Source organism: Mesorhizobium sp. M6A.T.Cr.TU.017.01.1.1 (assembly GCF_004023115.1).
GTDB lineage: Bacteria > Pseudomonadota > Alphaproteobacteria > Rhizobiales > Rhizobiaceae > Mesorhizobium > Mesorhizobium mediterraneum.
This window is the reverse complement of the sequence record NZ_RZTA01000019.1, coordinates 59,266-79,505: the sequence shown is the minus strand read 5'-3', so window position 1 is coordinate 79,505 and position 20,240 is coordinate 59,266. Positions and strand designations below refer to the sequence as shown.

The following is a 20,240-nucleotide window of genomic DNA, read 5'->3' as shown; positions in this document are numbered from 1 at the left end:
GGCCACAGCATCCTGAAGATGCTTGTTCACTTCCTGGTGGACCACCGCGGCGCGGCGCTTGTGTTCCCCTCCGTGCCGTCCGTCTCCAGCACCGCGGTGGTCCACCAGGAAGTGAACAAGCATCTTCAGGATGCTGTGGCCATGATCGTCGGCGAAAGCGAAGCGCTGCAGGCCGCCATCGACATCGCCTGCCGCGTCGCCCGGTCGGGCAGCGTGACATCGCTGTTGGTCGAAGGCGAAACAGGCGTCGGGAAAGAGCTGTTTGCGCGACTTGTCCATGCCGGCAGCCGGCGCGCGGCAAACGATCCGTTCATTGCGATGAATTGCGGAGCGATCACCAGGGACCTGTTCGGCAGCGAATTGTTCGGCCATGTCGCCGGCGCCTTTACCGGCGCCTCGCGCGAAGGCAAACCGGGCGTTTTCGAGCTCGCCAATGGCGGCGTCCTCAGTCTCGACGAGATCGGCGAATTGCCACTCGAGATCCAGCCGTTTCTGCTGCGTGTCCTGGAAGAGCGCGTGGTCCACCGTATTGGCGACAGCCGGGGTCGCCCGGTTGATGTGCGCCTGGTCGCCTCAACCAATCGCGATCTCAAGCAGGAAATTGCCGCAGGCCGCTTCCGCCGCGATCTCTACTATCGAATTGGCGCGGTCTCGATCATCGTTCCACCGCTGCGCGAGCGCGGCGAAGATGTGCTGCTACTGATCGAACATTTCAACCGGCAGATCGCCACCGCAGCGGGTGAAGACCCGCTGGAATTCTCGCGCGAAGCACTCGATGCCCTGCTCGCCTATGGTTGGCCGGGTAATGTACGCGAACTGAAAAACCTCGTCGGGCGGCTGCATGTCTTGACGCGCGGCCGCGACGTCGGGCTTCACAACCTTCCCGAGGAGATCACCGCGTACGGCTCTGGATCGGAAGCCGGGTCGGACAGCCGTGTACCCGCGCATGAATCGGGAGGCACGCTCGTCGAGGCCGAACGCCAGGCAATGAAGAACGCCTTGGCGGCGGAAGGCGGCAACCTCAGCCGGGTCGCGAAGCGGCTCGGCATCTCCCGGCCAACGCTCTACCGCAAGCTCGACCAATACGGCATCCGGCGCGGTTTCATCTAGGATCAGAGCCTGTCACCGGCACGAAAGAAGCCCGCGGCATTCGCGCCACGGGATTGGGAAAAGTTAATCACTGAAGCGGTAGCGGGGGTTAGATCAGCTTTTCACGACAGCAGCTGTCAGTTTCTCGGAAACGTAGCCGAGACTGTTGCCAATGATCAGCGAAATCACCACAGCCGCCGCGACCTTGCTGATGCCGCTTGGACCCTCGCCATAGGCGGCAGCGCCAAGCAGAAAAAGTGCCGCGGTCGTTGCGTAGCCCATAGACCGCTGATGGAATGGCACTCAGCAATGGCAGCTTGGCAGCGAGAATCAGGATTACGATTGAGACGCCGACGCAAATGCCGGCCGTGAGAGCCGTAACACCTATCGACGTCAGTGCTATCAACGCGCCTGCGGCGCAGATCGCTCCCCAAAGGTTTGCAAGCGCCGAATTCTTGAACCCGGCTTCCTTGCCGCCACAGTGATAGAAACTTCCCCAGCCCACAAATACCGCCCAGATCAGCAGATAGGGGTTGCCTATCGTGATCGCTGCCCACGTTGCAATGCCGCCCATAATGCCGATGACGACGGCCAATCCTGTAATAAGATCCATATTGTCCTCCCATTTTTTCAAACCGCGAAGAAAGAACTCGTTTCAGGACCACGCTTCGCTTACGTCCCGATACGGAAAAGCCAGGGCATCAGCCGCGGCGCTCAGGAAAAACGGCTTGCCGACGCTGGCAAGCAGCCAGACCGGCCTCTTCGGCGACACCGACTCGGAAACGGCGATGTCGGCACGCGGACCAAAACGCCGGGCCTGCTCCGTGCAGGCCCGACCCAGACGCTTCACGGCACGATGACGCCGCGGCCGGTGAACCGGCGGTTCTTGAAATCGTCGAGCGCGGTGTTAATGCTTGCGAGGTTGTATTCAGTGTAATGCATCTTCACCTTGCCATCGGCGTTCAACTCCATCAGTTCGACAAGCTCGGTGAAGTTGCCGACGAGGCTGCCGCCGATGTTGATCTCCTCGATGACCAGATGCGCGGTCGGCACGTTGACCGTGCCGCCATAGCCGACGACGAACAATTGGCCGCCCTTGCGCACCATCTTCCAGCAGATGTTCTCGACACCGAGTTCGCCGACGAAGTCGATGACCACATGGGCGCCGCCGCCGGTGATCTGGCTGACCTCCTCGACGACATTCGGCCCGCCATCGAGGACAAAGTCGGCGCCGAGGTCCTTGGCCAGCACCTGGGCCGCCGGCTCGCGATCGACTGCGATGATGCGGCAACCCGAAATCGCGTGCAGCGATTGCAGCGCGATATGGCCAAGCCCGCCTATGCCGAGCAGGACGCAGTAACTCCCTGGCCTGAGCAACTTCGCGGCGCGTTTGGCGGCGCGGTAGGCAGTGATGCCGGCATCGGCCAGCGGCGCCACCTCGATCGGCGTGACGTTGGCGTTCAGCTTGATCAGCGAACGCTCGCTGGTGATGAAATATTCGGCGAAGCCGCCATTCATGCCAAGGCCGGGAAACTGGCCATTGTCGCAGTACATGTCCTCGCCATGGCGGCAATTGAGGCAGATGCCGCACGAGCGAAACGGGTGACAGATCACCGCGTCGCCGCGCTTGACCGATCTGACGCCGCTGCCGACCTCCTCGACCCAGCCGGCATTCTCGTGGCCCATGATGTAGGGCAACAGCGTGCCTTCGGGGTCCATGGTCGGCTTCCACACACCTTCGATGATGTGAAGGTCGGTGCGGCACAGGCCGGCGGCACCCACCCGCACGATCACCTCGTCGGGAGCAGTGATGGTCGGTGCCTTGACCTCCTCGATCTTGAGTTGGACGTTCATCTGCGGATCGTATTCGTACAGTCTGGCGGCTTTCATGCCTGTGTCCTTTCAACGTCGAGATTGTTCGGATTGCTTCAGGCGCGGCCGAGCTTCTCAGAGCCGCCGCCGCGCGCCGGTCCGGCCGTCGGGTCCTCGTCCTCGGCGAGATGACCAATCAGCGTTTCGGTGGTCAGGATCAGCGTCGCCACCGAAGCTGCGTTGGCGAGTGCTGTGTAGGTGACGCGGACCGGATCGATGATCCCTGCCTCGAACATGTTCTGGTAGCTGCCGACAGAAGCGTTGTAGCCGTAGCCGCCGTTGATGCGCGTGACTTCCGCCACGACTGCCTCGGGATCGGCGCCGGCATTGGCGGCGATACGCCACAGCGGCCGCGACAGCACCGACCGCACTAGTCGCACGCCTTCGGCGACATCGCCGTCGACGCCGGCCGCCACCTTGTCGAGCAGCGGTGCGATCTGGGCAAGCGCCGAGCCGCCACCGGCAACCACGCCCTCTTCGCATGCGGCGCGCACCGCATTCAGCGAATCCTCGATGAGCTGTATGGTTCGCTTCTGCTCGACCGGCGTTACACCGCCGGCATAAAGGATCGCGGTGCCACCAGAGAGCTTGGCCAGGCGTTCGCGCAACTTGTCCTGGTCGATGTTCGGCGGCGAGGCTTCATACTGCCGCTGCACCTGGGCGCGGCGCGATGCGACTGCCGCATGGTCGCCGCCCCCGCGGATGATCGAGGTATAGGATGAACTGGTCTTCACCCGGTCAGCCGTTCCAAGATCGTCGGCGGTGATGTCCTCCAGCCGGCCGCCGAGGTCGCGCGCGATCACCTTGCCGCCGGTGATGATCGCCAGATCCTCCATCATCGCCTTGCGCCAATGGCCATATTCCGGCGGATGGACCACGAGGTATTTTCCCGGTCCGTGCTTGCCGAGCAGAGTTACCACAACTTCCGGCGACATTTCCTCGGACACGATCAGCAGCGGCCGACCGGCCTCGTCGGCAATGCGACGAGCCGCATCCAGCGCCTCAGGCTCCTTGATCTTGAGATCGGTCATCAGGATGTAGGGTCGTTCGAGAACAGCCTCCATCTTCTCTTGATCGGTGACCATGTGGTGCGAAAGATAGCCGCGTTCGAAGGACATGCCCTCGACCACATCCAGCGTGGTCTCGGTCGTCACGCTGAAGTCAGTGGTGATGACGCCTTCGGCCCCTACCCGCTGATGGGCTTCCGCCACCAGCGCGCCAAGCTTGGTATCGGTCGCCGCAATGTTGGCGACCGAAGCGAGAATGCCGTTGCCCTTGGCGGGCTTGGCCGAAGCCTTGAGCGCCGCCACCACCGCTGCCACGGCAAGATCGATGCCCTTGCAGAGATCGACGGGTTTCGCGCCTCGTTCATTCGCCTCCACACCGCCCTGGATGAGCGCATTGGCGAGCACGATGGCAGTCGTGGTGCCGTCGCCGGCGACCTCATTGGTCTGCATCGACACTTCGCGCACGACCTGCGCGCCCATGTTTTCGAAACGGTCGTGCAATTCGATCTCGGAGGCAATGCTGACGCCGTCACGGGTCACCATCGGCGTGCCGATCGGCCGGTCGATCATGGCGTTCATGCCTTTGGGGCCGAGTGTCGGCTCGACGGCAGCGGCCAGCCGAAAGACACCACGGGCAAGTGCACGGCGCGCTTCGGAATTGTGAAGCATTATTTTGGGCATGGTTTCTCCTTCCGCCTTACGGGCGGGTTGTTGGTTAGGGGCCTCGTGCGAGGGAGGCCGTTGTTTCAGCTCTGCTTCAGGCGGTCGGCGCGGTTCGTGCCGGCACGCGATCCATGATGAAATCGACCAGCGTCGGTTCGCCGTCGACCACATCCAGTTCCTTGTATCTGGTCTGCTTGAGCCCACGGCACAGCGCGCCGTTGAACTCCATGTTGATGCGCACGCCGCGCAGTTCGGCGAGATGGGCACCGAGCGCCGCAGGTGGTATTTTCTGGCCTTCCCAAGTCACGAAGACAGGATCATCCGCCTGGCGGTCGGGAAAACGCTCAAGCAGAGCCGCCCTGTATCTCGGCTTCTGTTTGGCCGCCTCGCCCGGTTCGAACCGTGCGACGTCATATGCCGGCAGGTCCATGCCGAGGATCTCTCGATCGGTCAGGCCGTGCTGCCGCAGGCCGCGCAGGACCGCCTCCTGGCGCCGCTTGAACGCCTTCATCCTGAAGGTCTCACGCAAGCCGCCAAGATCCTGATCCTCGGCAAGTACGGCGAAGACATCGCCGAATGTCTTGCCGGCTTCCATGCCGCGATTGACCTCTTCCGCGAACATGTGATCGTGCAGCTTGACGCGATAGGCCGGCGCCCAGGAGAGCTGGTCGAGCGCCTTGCGGACGCCGTCCAGCATGAGGAACGCGAAGTTGGGCGAGCACCAGTAGGTCGGCAGGCGGAGGTCGATCTCCACACTGCCATCGCTCGTCATTTCGGCCCGCTCGACGAAGCCCATCTCGGTAATCGGTTCGTCGAGCTCCGGGTCGTTGACCTCACCAAGGCGCCGCCAGAGTTCCTTCTCGCGGTTGCCGGAAACGCTGGCAGTTGCCATGGCCCCTACTCCGCCGCGATGCTGAAGGGCGAACTGGCGAGCGCCGTCTTCTTGGCTTCGATGTCGATGTTGTAGAGACGCGCCGCATTGAGGCCCAGGATCTTCTCCTTGATCTCGTCTGTCAGTTGCACACCGCGTTCGGCGGCGATGTCCTCTGGGATCTGATAGGCCCAGAACTTCTCGACCAGCCAGCGCGGCGTCCAGATCGCGTAGTCGGAACCGAAAAGGATTTTTTCCGGGCCGATCCAGAAAAGCAGTTCGGCGATGACCTCGCCGAAATAGCGCGGGCGCGAATGGATGAAGGGCAGCGCTACCGCAAGCCCACCATAGACGTTGGTTTCTTGCGTTGCGATCCAGCAGAAATCGTCGAGGCGCGGCAGGCCGCAATGCTCGATGATCCAGTTGAGGCCCTGGAAGTCAGTCGCCGCATGGTCGACGTCATGCACGTCGAACGCATCCTTGCTGAGCGGCAGGATTGTCGGCCCTTTGTGGACATGGATATTCCTGATGCCGAGTTTGTCGCAGAGTTCGAAGCATTTGTAGGCATCGGGATCCGTGAGCTTCCAGCCCTTGGAAGCCCCGTTCCATTCGGCCGTGTACATCTTCACGCCCTTGACGTCGTAGGTCTCCTTGAGGAAGTGGATGTACTCAAGCGCCTTCTCACCATCGCGCGGATCGAAGGCGCCGTTGACGATGAACCGTTCGGGATAGAGCTTGGCCACCTCGGCGTTGCGCTCGATCGTGTTGAAGCCGTTCTTGTAGAAGTCCTTGAGATAGGTCGACTGGACGATCGCCACATCATCGGGGCCGTCGATGAACAGGTCGCGATAGAGATCGTCGGCGCTGTACTTCTCGAACTTGCTCTTCTCCCACAGCTGGTCCTTGGGGCTCAGCCCGGTGTGATAGGCATAGAAGCACTCGATGAACTGCTTGCCGTGGATATTTTTCTGGTTCTCCGGGCTGCCGTCCCAGAAATGGGTATGGCCATCGACAATGAAAATATCCTTGCCTTCTGGTGTTCTAAACATTTCTACCTCCACAAGATGTGCGATTGATCGGTTCGGCGCGCCGCAGCCAGGCGGCGCGCCTGATTTTCTGGAGCGTCTATTCGATGTATTCGAACATCTCATCCATGTTGCCGAACAGGATCACGGTGTTGTCGTCGATGCGCACCATCCGTCCGTAGTGGGTCGAGCTGTTGACCTCGAAGGTTTCCGCCGTCATCTCGCGGCCGAGATATTCGCTGATCTCGTCCATCTTGAAGATCAGCTTGCCGGTGCCATCGATGCGGATCATCGCCGGTTGGTAGGTGACCGTTACGTTCGGCTTCAGGCCCATGAATTCAGCGATGGCCCTGGCTTCCACCGAGTCGTTCATGGTGACGCCGCACTGGTGCGAAATCGTCTGTTCGAAGGTGATGTCCTTCATCGACCTGAAAATGTTGGATTGCGATGCGTCGCGTGCTGCAGTTGACATGACAGTTTCTCCCTGTGTCAGCGCTTGAGGCCAAGTTCGCCGAGTATCTGATCAATCCGTTCCTCGGACTTGGCACGGACATCCGAGAAAGCGACCGGCTTTGAATGCGGCATCGACCAGATCGGCTGCAGGCCGATGGCTGCCTTGTCGGCGAGCGCGCCGTGCTTCTTGACCCAGCCCTGGAAGAGCTTCTTGTTCGCCGCGCCATGCTTCTCGTCGTTGGCGAGCATGTGCATGAGGTCGATCGTGTTGGCGAGATTGCGCTCGTAGTCGGCCTCGGCTGCCGAGATCACCGCAGGCGTGATGAAGTCGTGGTTTGCGGCGGCGATCTGCATCAGGAAGCCTGAGCGGAATGCTTCCCCGACCAGCGGTTCGAAGACGATGTTGATGGCGAAGTACTGTTCGAGATAGTCGGTCGCGCCCATGATGGTCTCGACCGCTTCGCGGGTGCCTTGCCAGTTGTTGTCCTCGAGCCAGGCCGTCTTGCCGAGTTCGTCGTCCCAGCCGGGAAGGTCCATGCCGATCTCGGCAAGGTAGAGCGTGATGTCCTGGGCAAGCCGCAGCTTGTAAGACGAGTTGGTCAGCGTGGCGTTGTTGATCATCTGGGTGTAGCCGTAGCGCTGCGCCTGCATCAACGAGGTGCCGAGCCCGAATTCGGCGTGCTTCCAGGCGCCGAGCTGCGTCTGCAGAATCTTGATCCAGGCCTTGTCGAATGTCTTAGGCGCCCCCGACTTGCGGGCGTTGTTGATGACGCTCTGTACCATCGTCTCGATTTTCGACTGGCGTTGGTAGTGCGTGCGTTCCCACTCCTGATCGGGGGCGCGGAAGGCATGCCAGTTGGAGCTCTGAGCGGCGGTGTTCTGCTTGACATAAGCGCCCTTGCCGTCGGCAAAAGAGATGATCCAGTCCTGGATCAGGTAACGCTCCGGGTCAGGCTGCACGTCGACTGTCATGTCCTCATAGTGGGTGGCGCGCTGGCCCTTCGGGTCGAAATACCGGTACTTCCGGCTGTCGGAGTCGGCAAAGATCGCCGCGCCGGCGGCTCCGGACCCGACTGAACTCGAGGTAGCTGGCATAGTCTTCACTCCCTTGTTGCAGTTGTGGTTGCAGTTGCGTTGCCGCCCCTCAGTGGGCCGGTGTTGCACCTGCCGATGTGGTGAACTTGTCGAAGAAGATCCGCTCCGTCTCGAACCCGTTCATGAACAGAACCGGCTGAAGCGCATCGATCATCGGTGGCGGGCCACAGGCATGGACATCGCCCTGTCCGTCGACCGCCAATTGCTTGAGCTTGGCGTCGACACTCTGGTGCACGAAACCGCGTTCGCCTTCCCATTCGGCGTCGTCAGTCGCGTGCGACAGCACGGGAATGAAAGTGACATCCGAATGCTGACCGATCAGCTCGGCGATCCTGTCGAGATAGAACAGGTCGTTGCGCGTCCTGGCACCGTAGAAGAAATAGACAGGGCGTTTCTCGCCGCTCTTCAGATGGTCGTTGAGGATCGACCAGATCGGCGACATGCCCGATCCGGCGCCGACCAGGATCAGGGGTCCTTGCCGTTCGTCGCGTCGGAAACAGGTTCCGTAGGGTCCGACGACGGTGACTTCGGCTCCGAGCTTGATTCCTCCGGAATCGAGTTCTCCGGAGAACTTTCCCTCGGGGTATTTTTTGATGATGAAGCAGAGTTTTTGGGTTTGGTCCGGCGTATTTGCCATGGAGAACGAGCGCGTAATCGTCTCCCCCTTTTCCGTGGTAACCGTGATGTCGACATATTGCCCCGCCCAGAACTTTATCGGCGAGCCGAGTTCGATCTCGATGCCGCGAATGTCGTGGGTCAGGTGCTCGATCAGAGCAATCCGGCCCTTGAACGTCTTCACGGCGATCGCTTTCGCCAAAATCTCCTCGTCGTAGTTGAGAAGCTCGACTTCCAGATCGGAGTAGGCGATGCAGCGGCACAAAAGGACGTGGCCGCTCTCCTTCTCCATGTCGTTCAGTGCGAAGGTCGAGTATTTGAGCATGTCGACTTCGCCATCGAGCAACACGCTCTTGCAGGCCGAGCATTGCCCTTCCTTGCAGCCGTGCGGCAGGGCGATGCCCTGGCGGAAAGCGGCGTTGAGCACCGTCTCGCCATGCTCGACGTCGAATTCGACGCCGACTGGGCTGAGCCTGACCGTGTGGGTTTCCGACATACGGACCTCCAATGAAAGAGAGGGCGGGACGAACCCGCCCCCTTGGCCTGATCAGTTGCAGGGATTGATGGTGAAGCCCTTGGCGTAGTCTGCCAGGTGCTGCGCGCGTCCTTCCGGCGTCATGCCGCGGAGCGCGTTCAACGGCGATCCCAGCGTGTTGCCGCGCACGTCGTCCAACGTCCACATCTCCTTGTCGTCGAAGCGCATATGCGGCTGCGGTACGAGCGTCTTGCCATCGGAGCGGACGAAGTTCAGGTCCTTGATGGCATCGGCCAAATCCCAGCCGTCATAGAGCGTCTCCCATTCGCGCTTGCCGCTGAAGCGGCCCATCGCGGGTGTCGGACGGCCCTCATACTCGTCGGCGAAGGCCACGGTCGCGGTCCACTTGTCGAGTTCGTGGGCGAAGGTGTGCAACTGGCCGTCGATCTCGCCGACCACCATGTCTTCGCGGATCAGGCAGGGAACAAGGCAGGACCAGCAGCGGTGTGGATAGACGTAGCCCACGTCGCTGTTGAAGAGCAGCACCTTCTCGCCCTTGTGGCTAAGCTTGGCGTACCATTTCCAGAAATCGCCGAACTCGGCATACCAGCCCGGATACTTATGCTCGAACCACTCGAAGTCCTTGTCGGTCTGGGCTTCGATACGCCAGAAATTGACCGGCCAGCCGACCGCGAAGAACTGTCCGACCTTGTGGACGTAGTTCTTCTTGGTGATGCGTTCCCAGGCCGCCTGGACGTCGTCGTGATGGACCTTGATGCCGTATTTCTCGAGCGGCAGCATGTAGGTGCGGTAGTAGTCCTCATAGATCCAGCGGTGCCACATTTCCGCGTAGGACTCCTTGTTCTTGTCGCGGTTGGTGGTGCCGTATTCGATGAAGGTGCCGATGGCTGCATCGACGATCGCGTGGTTTTGCCAGAAGGCGTAGCGCAGGTCGCGCTCGAGCAGCAGGTGGTTTTCCGGCTCCTTGAGCGCCGCCATCAGCAGCGAATGGCCATTGCCGATATGCCGGCTCTCATCGGACTGGACCGACAAAAAAACGGTCGGCAGCGCATAGTCGCCGTTACGGGCGGCTTCCGAAGGCATGGCGACAAACAGCGTGTTGGTGAAGGCGGTCTCGGCGACCACGGTCAGGTACATGCAGGCGGCGGTCATGGTGTCGCCGGTGATGAAGCCTTCCGCGAACTGCCGGCCGATGGTCGTGGCGTAGCATTTTCCGAAGGCTTCCTCGGTGATGTCGAAGCCGGCCGGATCGATGTAGTTTTCCATGTACCATTTCTTCAGGTTCATCTGGATCGTCGAGTGGCGGAACTCGTCGATCATCTGCATGGTGAAGCCGGTTCTGAGCTCCTCGCCCGGCGCGATACGGGCGACCATCGCCATCGAGCGGGCAGCAGAAATTTCCGGGAACGGAATGATCGCAAGGAAGAGTTTCATCCACTCGACCCAGCGCGGTTCCACATTGCGGAACATGTCGCCGCGCAACGCCGCGTCGAGCGCACCGTAGACACGATTGTCCTTCTCTTCCTGCATCGGGAAGTAGGATCGCAGAACCTGTTTCATCGGGTCGCGCGGCGTCTTGTTGATCTTGTAGTCCGTCGGAAACGTCATCGCTTCCTGGACGTAGGAAGGGTTCCAGCCGAGATCGGCAATCTTCTTGGTTGCCTCGCCCACGGAGATTCCGCGTTGCGAGGTAATCTTGTTGAGCGTCAGAGACGTCATGGTCATAAGCCTCCACCAGGTTTGAGCCGCAGGTCCCTTGACCCCGGCATGAAGCGGCGGCACAGCACCGCCAGTGAGAATGCGAGCGGCACGACAAAGGGTTGCGCATCAGGCGCGACTCATGGTCCGGCCGTTCAAGTGAATCGCGGCAAAGGTGTTAGGCGGCTGGCAGGGCCCGCAGCGCCAACCGCATGTGCGATGGGCGTATCGAAGCGGACGTGACTTGTCCCTGCTTCCTCCGTTCCTTCGTTCTTTTGGCACCGCGTCAAAGCGCGATGGGCTTCTTGTGGAAATGTACAAAGCAAGCGCCGTGCCAATTTGAAAATAGCACCCATGGCAAGGGCTCAAAACAAAATCGCTGCTCTTTCGGCATACGGGCAGATAGCCAAATGTAACGTTCTTTTACAGTTGTAACGTACGCCTGTAATATCTAATATCTATTCGCAATTGCAATACGTCTAGTTCGCAGATGCAGCAAGTTCGAAAACAAATATCATCTATTCAATTCTTCGTCTTTCTCTACTATTTGAAGGCGACGGCCCATGGACGGGCCTCGCGCTGGAGAGAGACCGTGCCGAACGATAAAGACAGCCGAAGACCGCCCGAGCCAATGTCCAGCCAAGCCGATGGCGTCACCGGCGAACTTGTCAGGCTGATGCCCCGCGATCTGGTCTTTGTGATGCGCTTCATGGGCGAGAGCCAACATCGCCTCCAGAGCCACTTCCAGGACTTCATCCGGGCCGAGCTTGCCGCCGGCGGCGTCACCACGGAAACGCATCCGATGATCCATCTGTTCATCGAGAACCACGCGATTCTGTTGCGGGAATTCGTGTTTTCCGGCGTTTCGCTGTCACGCCAGTTCCGCGTCGACGAGATCGAGCGCCTCACCGGCGATACGACTTCGATGATCCGGGTCGACATCTGGGATCAGCTCAAGAGCCACATCGAAACGGCTGAAAGACAGTTCCATTCGCAGGCCGGAACATTGCCCAAATTGCTGTCGGCTTTCGAAAAGCCTGCCTGACCGATGGCTGGGCGAAAAATGACAGGAGGACCCGATGGGCCAAACTACCAGGCGTGACGCGTTGCTCGCCCGCCGGCTCGATCTCGTCGCCAACGTCTCCGCGCTCACTGCCGAGGCGCTTCGGCTCAATCAGAAACGCGCCGGTATCGAGATGGAAGTGCTGCGCCTGGAGCTCGAAATCGGCAGGAACGGCGTCAGCGCGCAACTGGTGCGGGACTTGCATGAAGCGCAGGAGAGAGCCGCGGCAGTTATGCACGAATGCGCGGCATGTGAGGACAGCATCGTCGCCGCGGAAGGTGACGTCGAGGACGTCGATCGCAGCCTCGCGGCGACGGATGGAAACTGACGAAGGGAATCGCCATGAACCAGCACGCGATACAGAACCTGACCTTGTTCGACCTGCTGGCGAGAAGCTGGCGTCGTCCGTCGGCGATCGCCGATCTGCGCTTTAGCGCCGATGACTCGACTGTCGCCTTCGCCTGCGTCGATGGAACGGTCGCCATAGCCGCGGTCGCCGACCAGGAACCGCCGCAGTCGCGGATCAGGGTGAGCGGCGATCTCGGCCAGACGACGATCCGCCCAAGGGAAAAATTTCCGTTGCCATTGATAGCCACTGCTGTGTTGGGAGATGGCGACGTTCCGCTCGCCAACTACCTTTCCTCCGGCTTCCTCGTTGGAACGGCGGCTGGCGAAGCGGTGCATCTGGCCGCGGACGGCAATGTGATGGAGACGCTGGTCAAGATCGACGGGCCGGTCGTCGCCGTCGACCACAGCCCCCGCACAGCCATCACAGCCGTCAGCAACGGGCAGGATGTCTTCCTGGCACGAGGCCAAGGCGATGCGGTGCGACTGCGACACGGTACGACACCGTCCACGGATGCGCTTGCCTTTTCGCCAGGCGGAAGGCGCCTCGCCCATAGCCTGGACGACGGATTGTCGATCTGGATGGTCGATGGCGACACCACCCTGATACGCGATATCGCCTTTTCAGCGCGTCCGATATCGATCCGCTGGAGTGGCGACGGCACCTGGCTGGCCTGTGGGCTCGAAGCCGGAGGCTTTGCCCTGGTGTGCATAGCCGATGGCCGCACTGGCATTATCGCGGGATTTCCATCCCCGGTCCGGACGGTGTGCTGGAGCCTGCCGGAGAATGCGCTGTTTGCATCGGGCGCCTTCCGGATCGCCGGCTGGTCGATGACCGCGCCGCCACTTGACGGCGAAATCTCCGGCGCGCTGGAGACTGGTCGCGCCGGGCTGGTTCCGGTCGAGACAGTGGCTGCGCACCCGGAGAAAAAACTGATTGCGGCCGGCTATGCCAACGGTCGGATCACCATCGCCCAGATCGGCGCGCGGGACGAACTCCTCGTCAGACCCCTGGGCAGCGCGGTGACCGCGCTTGCCTGGTCCAGTGACGGACAGCACCTGGCGGTGGGCACCGTCGACGGCACCGCCGCGATCGTCACCTTTCCCGCGTCGATGTTCAAATAGCAAAGGCAGGCCGCATGCAACAGGAGCACCAAATGCAAACCGAACCCACCCCCGAGGACGAGAGCAAGGACGAATTTTTCGACCGGCTCGCCAAACTGTCGGAAGAAATGGTGGCCAAGCATGGCAAGGATTTCAGTATGGGAGCATTGGTGCTTGCCGCCCGCTGGATTGCCGAAAACCGTGTCGGCCAGTTGAAGACCAACTAGGCTCCTGACCAACCAGTTTCGCTCGTAAGCCATAGCTTCGAAGGAGCTTCAGGCGAGGCCATGGCTTGCGGGCGTCTTGATTGCGAGACACTCGCTGACTCCCAACACGCCATGCCCGCGCGCTACATTCCATATCAATGGAATTTATATCTTAGTTACGGATCACGTAGCGCACTTGGATTTGATAACGTCGAGCCCTTTCCTGCGGCCAATGTCGCACGATCGGTAATGGGCTTGATGCTGATAGGCGCGTGACCGCAGCCGTGCTGTCCAAGGCCCACATCGCACGATCGCCAGCGACTGAGCTGGATTTGCTACGTTTTCGACATTGATGCTGCGGCGGTGCAGGCGAACGATCCGAACCAGAAGGCTCTCAATGGCATCATTGGACTTAACCCCGCACTAGCGCGTCGCGGATGAGATCGGGATATCGAGGTTGACTGCGGTCAATTTGCCTCCCGATCGGATGTGATACCAACCGCTCGCCAGCTTCTCCAGGCAATCCTGTGCCAAGGACAGTGACTGAGCGTTTCACGAAGTTCGAGCCTTCTGAAAAATTGCAGCCTTGACGCGATGTGCATTAGGTCGTTTGTTGCGGGTGGGAGTGCCACGGGAGGAAACCATGGAAGTCACCCTGGGGGCGGACAGCCTCGCAGCGCGGTTCCACGTTTCACGTCGATGACGGGCGAAGGCTCCCGCGCATGAATTCCGGAGCGATCCTCGAAGCAGTGGGATTGACTAAGGAATTTAAGGGTTTCGTCGCTGTCAATAATGTCGACCTGACGGTCGAGCGAGGATCGATCCACGCGCTGATCGGCCCCAACGGCGCAGGCAAGACGACCCTCTTCAACTTGCTGACCAAATTCCTCCAGCCGACGCGCGGCGCAATCCGCTACCAGGGCCGGGACATCACCAGGATGCAACCAGCCGACATCGCGCGCTTGGGCCTTGTGCGCTCCTTCCAGATATCGGCGGTGTTTCCGCACATGACGGCACTGGAGAATGTCCGCATCGCGCTGCAGCGCCGGCGCGGCGACAGTTTCGATTTCTGGCGTTCCGAGAAACTGCTGTCCACATTCAATAGCGAGGCCGCGGCTCTTCTCGCCGATGTCGGCCTGACCGAGTTTTCCGATATCCGCGCTAGCGATCTGTCCTACGGCCGCAAGCGCGCGCTTGAGATCGCGACGACGCTGGCGCTGAACCCTGAAATGCTGCTGCTCGATGAGCCTATGGCCGGCATGGCGCAAGAAGACATCGAGCGGATCTCGGCGCTGATCCGGCGCATCTCCAAGAACCGCACTATTTTGATGGTTGAGCACAATCTGTCGGTCGTAGCCTCGCTGTCGAACCGCATCACCGTGCTCGCGCGCGGCAAAGTCCTCGCCGAAGGCGACTATGCCGCGGTTTCCAAAGATCCGCGTGTTATCGAAGCCTATATCGGGGCCGGACATGTCTGAAGTTGGACTTACGAGCAGGCCGGCTGCTGCCCCCTCGGCGAGACCCCTCCTGCGTGTCGATGGCCTGCAGGGCTGGTACGGCGAGAGCCATGTGCTTCACGGCCTGAGTTTCGAGGTTGGCGAAGGCGAAGTGGTGACGCTGCTCGGCCGCAACGGCGCCGGCAAGACGACGACGCTGAAGGCGGTCATGGGCATCCTGTCCAGGCGCTCGGGATCGGTCACCTACGACGGCCGGGAGACGATCAAGCTGCCGTCGCGGTTGATCGCACGGATGGGCATCGCCTACTGCCCGGAGGAGCGCGCAATCTTCTCAAGCCTCTCGGTCGAGGAGAATTTAATGCTGCCGCCGCAGGTGCGCCCCGGCGGGCTCACCGTCGAGCAGATTTTCGAGCTCTTCCCGCACCTGAAGGAGCGGCTTTCGAGCCAAGGCACCAAGCTTTCGGGCGGCGAACAACAGATGCTCGCCATTGGCCGGATCTTGCGGACGGGCGCGAAGCTGTTGCTGCTCGACGAGCCGACCGAGGGGCTTGCGCCCGTCATCGTGCAGCAGATCGGCCGCACCATTGCCCGGCTCAAGGACGAGGGATTCACGATCGTGCTCGTCGAACAGAATTTTCATTTCGCCGCATTGGTGGCGGACCGTCATTACGTGGTGGAGCAGGGGCGCGTGATCGACATGATTCCCAACCGCGAACTCGACGCCAACATTGACAAGCTGCACGCCTATCTCGGTGTCTGAGACAGCCATCAACGGGCGCGTCGCGCCGCAATCGGAGGAGAGTAGTGATGAAAGCAACAGGGTTCATTCTGGCTTCACTGGCGAGCCTTTTGTCGGCCGGCGCAGCCTACGCCACGGATGTCAAGATCGGCGTTCTGAATGACCGTTCCGGCATCTATGCAGACATCGCCGGCGAAGGCTCGGTCATCGCGGCCCAGATGGCGGCGGAAGACTTCAAGGCGACCGACAAGGGCATCAACGTATCGATCGTCTCCGCGGACCACCAGAACAAGCCGGACGTCGGCTCGAACATCGCCCGCCAGTGGTACGACACCGAAAATGTCGACGTGATCGCCGACGTGCCAACCTCGTCGGTGGCGCTCGCCGTCAACGAGATCACCAAGGAGAAGAACAAGATCTTCCTCGCCTCGGGTCCGGCCTCGTCCGACCTCACCGGCAAGGCCTGTTCGCCCAACACCGTCCACTGGACCTACGACACCTGGGCGCTTGCCAACGGCACGGGTTCGGCGATGGTCGCGCAGGGTGGCGATACATGGTTCTTCGTCACAGCCGACTATGCCTTCGGCCATGCGCTCGAGCGCGATACGTCGGCGGTCGTGGAAGCATCGGGCGGCAAGGTTCTCGGCGCCGTGCGTCATCCTTTCCCCGGCCAGGATTTCTCGTCCTTCCTGCTGCAGGCGCAAGGGTCGGGTGCCAAGGTCGTCGGCCTCGCCAATGCCGGCGGCGACACCATCAACGCGGTCAAGCAGGCGTCGGAATTCGGCATCACGCAGGGCGGCCAATCGCTCGCCGCCCTTTTGATGTTTATCAATGACGTGCATGCGCTGAGCCTCGAAGTGGCGCAAGGCCTCGTGCTCACCGGCGCATTCTACTGGGACAAGAACGATCAGACGCGTGAATTCTCTGCCCGCTTCCAGGAGCGGAACAGCGGACAGAAGCCTTCGATGATCGAGGCCGGAGTCTACGCTTCGGTGCTGCATTACCTTAAGGCCGTCGAGGCCGTTGGCGACAAGGATGCGGCCAAGGTGATGGCCAAGATGAAGGAAATGCCGACGGACGATCCGCTGTTTGGCAAGGGTACGATCCGCGCGGACGGGCGCAAGCTGCACGAGATGTACCTATTCCGCGTCAAGAAGCCGGACCAATCGAAGGGGGCATGGGATTATTTCGAGACCGTGGCCACAATTCCGGCCGACAAGGCGTTCCGCCCGCTCGCCGACGGCGGCTGTCCGCTCGTCAAATAAGCGGGCCTCGCCAACGACGCGCCGAACCGCTCGGCGCGTCCTCTCGTCGACAAGTCAACTGGAGCGACCATGTTCGAACTCCTTGGAATTCCGCCACAGGTCCTGTTCGGCCAATTGCTGCTCGGGCTGATCAATGGGTCCTTCTATGCGGTTTTGAGCCTCGGGCTGGCGGTCATCTTCGGTCTCTTGAACATCATCAATTTCACGCATGGTGCGCAGTACATGCTGGGCGCCTTCGGCGCCTGGATGCTGCTCAACTATCTCGGCGTCAGTTACTGGTGGGCTGTGTTCATCGTTCCGCCGATCGTCGGCCTCACCGGCATCGTGCTCGAGCGCGTGTTGATCCGACGGCTCTATCACCTCGACCATCTCTACGGGCTGCTGCTCACCTTCGGCCTGGCGCTGATCATCGTCGGCTTCTTCCGCCAGTTTTTCGGCGTATCTGGCCTGCCCTACCCGCCGCCGCCGCTTCTAACGGGGGGGCACAATCTCGGCTTCATGTACCTGCCCAATTCGCGCGCCTGGGTGATTGTGGCCTCACTCATCGTGTGCCTCGCGACCTGGTTCATCATCGAAAAGACCCGACTTGGCGCCTATCTCAGGGCAGCGACCGAGAACCCGACCATGGTCGGTGCGTTCGGCATCAACGTGCCGCTGCTGGTCACGCTCACATATGGTTTCGGCGTCGCACTCGCCGGTTTCGCCGGCGTGCTCGCCGCACCGATATACGCAGTCAATCCGAACATGGGCGCAGACCTGATCATCGTCGTCTTCGCCGTCGTCGTCATCGGCGGCATGGGCTCGATCCTGGGCTCGATCCTCACCGGTTTCGGGCTTGGGCTGATCGAAGGTCTGACCCGCGTGTTCTATCCGGAAGGCTCGGCCGTGGTGATCTTTGTCATCATGGCGCTGGTGCTGCTGGTCAAGCCCGCCGGCCTGTTTGGGCGGAGCGCGTGATGGTAACCGACACCAACCCGATTGCCATGACGGCCGTCACGTCCGTTGGCGCCGCCGGCATGCCACGCCATCACCTTGCGATCTTCGCCGCGCTTTTCGTCTTCCTCATCGCCGCGCCTTTTCTGTTCTATCCGATCTTTGTCATGAAGGTGCTGTGCTTCGCGCTGTTTGCCTGCGCCTTCAACCTGTTGCTCGGCTATGGCGGGCTCCTATCCTTTGGCCACGCTGCCTATTTCGGCATGGCGAGCTACGTCTCGGCCCATGCGGCAAAGGTGTGGGGTTTGACGCCCGAACTTGCCATTATCGCGGGCACGTTGGTGGCAGCCGTGCTCGGTCTCGCCATCGGCTCCCTCGCCATTCGCCGCCACGGCATCTATTTCGCCATGGTGACGCTGGCTTTTGCGCAGATGGTCTATTTCTTCTCGCTGCAGGCGGCGTTTACCGGCGGTGAGGACGGCATCCAGGCCGTCCCGCGCGGCTATTTGTTTGGGCTGATCGACCTGCGCTCAAACGAATTGCTCTATTTCTTCGTGCTCGCCATCTTTTTCGCCGGCATATTGCTGATCTACCGGATCATCCATTCGCCGTTTGGGCAGGTGTTGAAGGCGATCCGCGAGAACGAGCCCCGCGCGATATCGCTGGGCTATCGGGTCAACCGCTACAAGCTCACCGTATTCGTGTTGTCAGCCGCGCTCGCCGGCGTTGCCGGCGCAACCAAGGCGATCGTGTTCCAATTGGCGTCACTTACCGACGTCTACTGGACCATGTCCGGCGAGGTCGTGCTGATGACGCTCTTGGGTGGCATGGGCACGGTGTTCGGACCTATCGTCGGCGCGGCAGTTATCGTCACGATGCAGAATTACCTCGCGACATTTGGCGACTGGGTCACGATCGCCCAGGGCACCATCTTCGTTGTCGCAGTGCTGTTGTTCCGGGAGGGCGTCGTTGGCATCCTGGCAAAATGGATCGGGAAACCGCTCTGAACAGGTCATGAAACCTAAATTTCGATTGATCGACGGTCGAGATTGAGAAGTCGACCTACGAAGGATGTTTGAGCGTCAGGTTCGGCCAAGTTGGCCGCGGTGGATACGTGCACACAGCGTCCTCAACTGTGCCGATTCCTGATCGGATGTGACAACCAGCAATTCGGGCTGTTACGAAAATTCAACTCTGGGTCTTCCCAGGCGCGCCTGTTGGCGTCGTAATCCGCAGGCAAGCACCCTATCTACGCCGCATGAACGAAATCACGACCAGACGCGCGCTTCTGCTCGTCAATTCAAAGGCGCGACGCGGGCAGGAATCTATGGCACCGGTCGTCGAGCGGCTGCAGGCCGGTGGGCTTCGCGTCACCGTCGAGACGTTTGAGGCGCTGCCCGAGATAGCACGCGACATCGTGCGCCTTCGCCATAGGGCCGACCTTGTGATCGTGTGCGGCGGCGATGGCTCGGTGTCCTCGGCTGCGGTCGCGGCCATGGAAAGCGGGCTGCCTATGGGCATCATTCCGATGGGGACGGCGAACGATCTGGCGCGCACCCTCGAAATACCGTTGGATCTGCTGAAGGCTGCCGACGTGATTGTACAGGGCGGAAGGCGTCTGATCGATGTCGGGACCGTCAATGGTCACGCTTTCTTCAACGTTGCGAGCATCGGCATCAGCACCGACCTTGCCCAGGGTCTCGATCCGGCGCTGAAGAAGCGTTTCGGCAGGTTTGGCTATGCCTTGGCGGCTATGAAAGTGTTGACCAAGGCTGGCCACTTCGAAGCAAGGATTACCGAAAAGGGCGTAACGACCGAAGTCGAGACCTACCAGATAGCGGTCGGCAACGGCCGGCACTATGGCGGCGGCAACGTCGTCGAGGAGACGGCGGAGATCGATGACGGCCATCTCGACCTGTACAGCCTGGAAATGACGAGTCTCTGGAAAATGGCGCTTATGCTGCGCTCGTTCCGCTCAGGCACACACGGCGCCTGGAGCGAGGTTCGCACGGCCAGATGCGTCGAGTTCGACATCGAGACGAAAAGGCCGATGCCGGTGAACACTGACGGTGAGATCGTCACCTCGACGCCGGCGCATTTCAAGGTCCACCCGAAGGCCATTTCGGTCTTCGCGCCGGCCGTCGCGCGCCTGCAGCCCCGCACCAAAATGCTTCGTGATGCGGTCAGCGCAAATAGCGGGTGATCAGTCTTCCGCTTCGGCGATTCGACTTCAACCCTAAAGTT

20 protein-coding genes are annotated in these 20,240 nt (G+C 60.9%); 11 read left to right on the top strand and 9 right to left on the bottom strand.

The features are described from left to right. The coding region (locus EOB36_RS08965; RefSeq protein WP_164897482.1) for a sigma 54-interacting transcriptional regulator at positions 1-1,110 on the top strand (1,110 nt) is incomplete at its 5' end. An 88-nt stretch (positions 1,111-1,198) separates the two neighbouring features. Here the strand turns inward: EOB36_RS08965 and EOB36_RS08960 are convergent. The 9 genes from EOB36_RS08960 to EOB36_RS08920 all read right to left on the bottom strand — a co-directional run bounded on the left by EOB36_RS08960 (position 1,199) and on the right by EOB36_RS08920 (position 10,905). Further along, positions 1,199-1,702 (bottom strand): DUF1097 domain-containing protein, encoded by a 504-nt coding sequence (locus tag EOB36_RS08960; RefSeq protein WP_126103113.1) that lies wholly within the window; start codon positions 1,700-1,702, stop codon positions 1,199-1,201. A 233-nt stretch (positions 1,703-1,935) separates the two neighbouring features. Then, on the bottom strand, positions 1,936-2,979 hold the full coding sequence (locus EOB36_RS08955) for an NAD(P)-dependent alcohol dehydrogenase (protein WP_095486297.1): 1,044 nt from the start codon (positions 2,977-2,979) through the stop codon (positions 1,936-1,938). Between the two features lie 38 nt (positions 2,980-3,017). Further along, positions 3,018-4,649 (bottom strand): molecular chaperone GroEL, encoded by a 1,632-nt coding sequence (locus EOB36_RS08950; protein ID WP_095486296.1) that lies wholly within the window; start codon positions 4,647-4,649, stop codon positions 3,018-3,020. Positions 4,650-4,725: 76 nt separating this feature from the next. Continuing rightward, positions 4,726-5,523: an iron-sulfur cluster assembly protein gene (locus tag EOB36_RS08945; protein ID WP_095486295.1), complete on the bottom strand. Its 798-nt coding sequence runs from the start codon at positions 5,521-5,523 to the stop codon at positions 4,726-4,728. A 5-nt stretch (positions 5,524-5,528) separates the two neighbouring features. After that, the gene (locus EOB36_RS08940; protein ID WP_095486294.1) at positions 5,529-6,551 is read right to left on the bottom strand and encodes an amidohydrolase family protein; all 1,023 of its coding nucleotides are present in this window, start codon (positions 6,549-6,551) and stop codon (positions 5,529-5,531) included. A 76-nt stretch (positions 6,552-6,627) separates the two neighbouring features. Next, positions 6,628-6,999: an MmoB/DmpM family protein gene (locus EOB36_RS08935; protein WP_095486293.1), complete on the bottom strand. Its 372-nt coding sequence runs from the start codon at positions 6,997-6,999 to the stop codon at positions 6,628-6,630. 17 nt (positions 7,000-7,016) lie between these two features. Beyond that, a complete protein-coding gene (locus tag EOB36_RS08930; RefSeq protein WP_095486292.1) occupies positions 7,017-8,075 on the bottom strand; it encodes an aromatic/alkene monooxygenase hydroxylase subunit beta in 1,059 nt (352 codons plus the stop codon). A gap of 49 nt (positions 8,076-8,124) precedes the next feature. Continuing rightward, entirely contained in the window at positions 8,125-9,186 is a 1,062-nt protein-coding gene (locus EOB36_RS08925; protein WP_095486291.1) for a 2Fe-2S iron-sulfur cluster binding domain-containing protein, read from the bottom strand. Between the two features lie 51 nt (positions 9,187-9,237). Beyond that, on the bottom strand, positions 9,238-10,905 hold the full coding sequence (locus EOB36_RS08920) for an aromatic/alkene/methane monooxygenase hydroxylase/oxygenase subunit alpha (RefSeq protein ID WP_095486586.1): 1,668 nt from the start codon (positions 10,903-10,905) through the stop codon (positions 9,238-9,240). Between the two features lie 610 nt (positions 10,906-11,515). Here EOB36_RS08920 and EOB36_RS08915 point away from each other — a divergent pair. The 10 genes from EOB36_RS08915 to EOB36_RS08875 all read left to right on the top strand — a co-directional run bounded on the left by EOB36_RS08915 (position 11,516) and on the right by EOB36_RS08875 (position 20,199). Then, positions 11,516-11,929, top strand: coding sequence for a hypothetical protein (locus EOB36_RS08915; protein WP_245467697.1), 414 nt, complete (start codon positions 11,516-11,518; stop codon positions 11,927-11,929). A gap of 34 nt (positions 11,930-11,963) precedes the next feature. Next, positions 11,964-12,275, top strand: a complete 312-nt coding sequence (locus tag EOB36_RS08910) for a hypothetical protein (protein ID WP_127204199.1) — start codon at positions 11,964-11,966, stop codon at positions 12,273-12,275. 14 nt (positions 12,276-12,289) lie between these two features. Further along, positions 12,290-13,417, top strand: a complete 1,128-nt coding sequence (locus EOB36_RS08905; RefSeq protein WP_095486289.1) for a WD40 repeat domain-containing protein — start codon at positions 12,290-12,292, stop codon at positions 13,415-13,417. A gap of 32 nt (positions 13,418-13,449) precedes the next feature. Then, positions 13,450-13,623 carry a hypothetical protein gene (locus EOB36_RS34330; RefSeq protein ID WP_164547015.1) on the top strand — a complete coding sequence of 58 codons (174 nt, stop codon included), beginning with the start codon at positions 13,450-13,452 and terminating at the stop codon, positions 13,621-13,623. Positions 13,624-14,324: 701 nt separating this feature from the next. Further along, on the top strand, positions 14,325-15,080 hold the full coding sequence (locus EOB36_RS08900) for an ABC transporter ATP-binding protein (protein WP_095486287.1): 756 nt from the start codon (positions 14,325-14,327) through the stop codon (positions 15,078-15,080). Next, positions 15,073-15,819 carry an ABC transporter ATP-binding protein gene (locus EOB36_RS08895; protein ID WP_127288811.1) on the top strand — a complete coding sequence of 249 codons (747 nt, stop codon included), beginning with the start codon at positions 15,073-15,075 and terminating at the stop codon, positions 15,817-15,819. Before EOB36_RS08900 ends, EOB36_RS08895 begins: the two co-directional genes overlap by 8 nt. Before the next feature lie 47 nt (positions 15,820-15,866). Next, entirely contained in the window at positions 15,867-17,063 is a 1,197-nt protein-coding gene (locus tag EOB36_RS08890) for an ABC transporter substrate-binding protein (RefSeq protein WP_095486285.1), read from the top strand. Between the two features lie 69 nt (positions 17,064-17,132). Next, positions 17,133-18,020 (top strand): branched-chain amino acid ABC transporter permease, encoded by an 888-nt coding sequence (locus tag EOB36_RS08885; protein ID WP_095486284.1) that lies wholly within the window; start codon positions 17,133-17,135, stop codon positions 18,018-18,020. 59 nt (positions 18,021-18,079) lie between these two features. Then, the gene (locus tag EOB36_RS08880) at positions 18,080-19,003 is read left to right on the top strand and encodes a branched-chain amino acid ABC transporter permease (protein ID WP_245458253.1); all 924 of its coding nucleotides are present in this window, start codon (positions 18,080-18,082) and stop codon (positions 19,001-19,003) included. A gap of 251 nt (positions 19,004-19,254) precedes the next feature. Beyond that, positions 19,255-20,199 (top strand): lipid kinase, encoded by a 945-nt coding sequence (locus EOB36_RS08875; RefSeq protein ID WP_128284695.1) that lies wholly within the window; start codon positions 19,255-19,257, stop codon positions 20,197-20,199. The last annotated feature ends 41 nt before the right edge of the window (positions 20,200-20,240 follow it).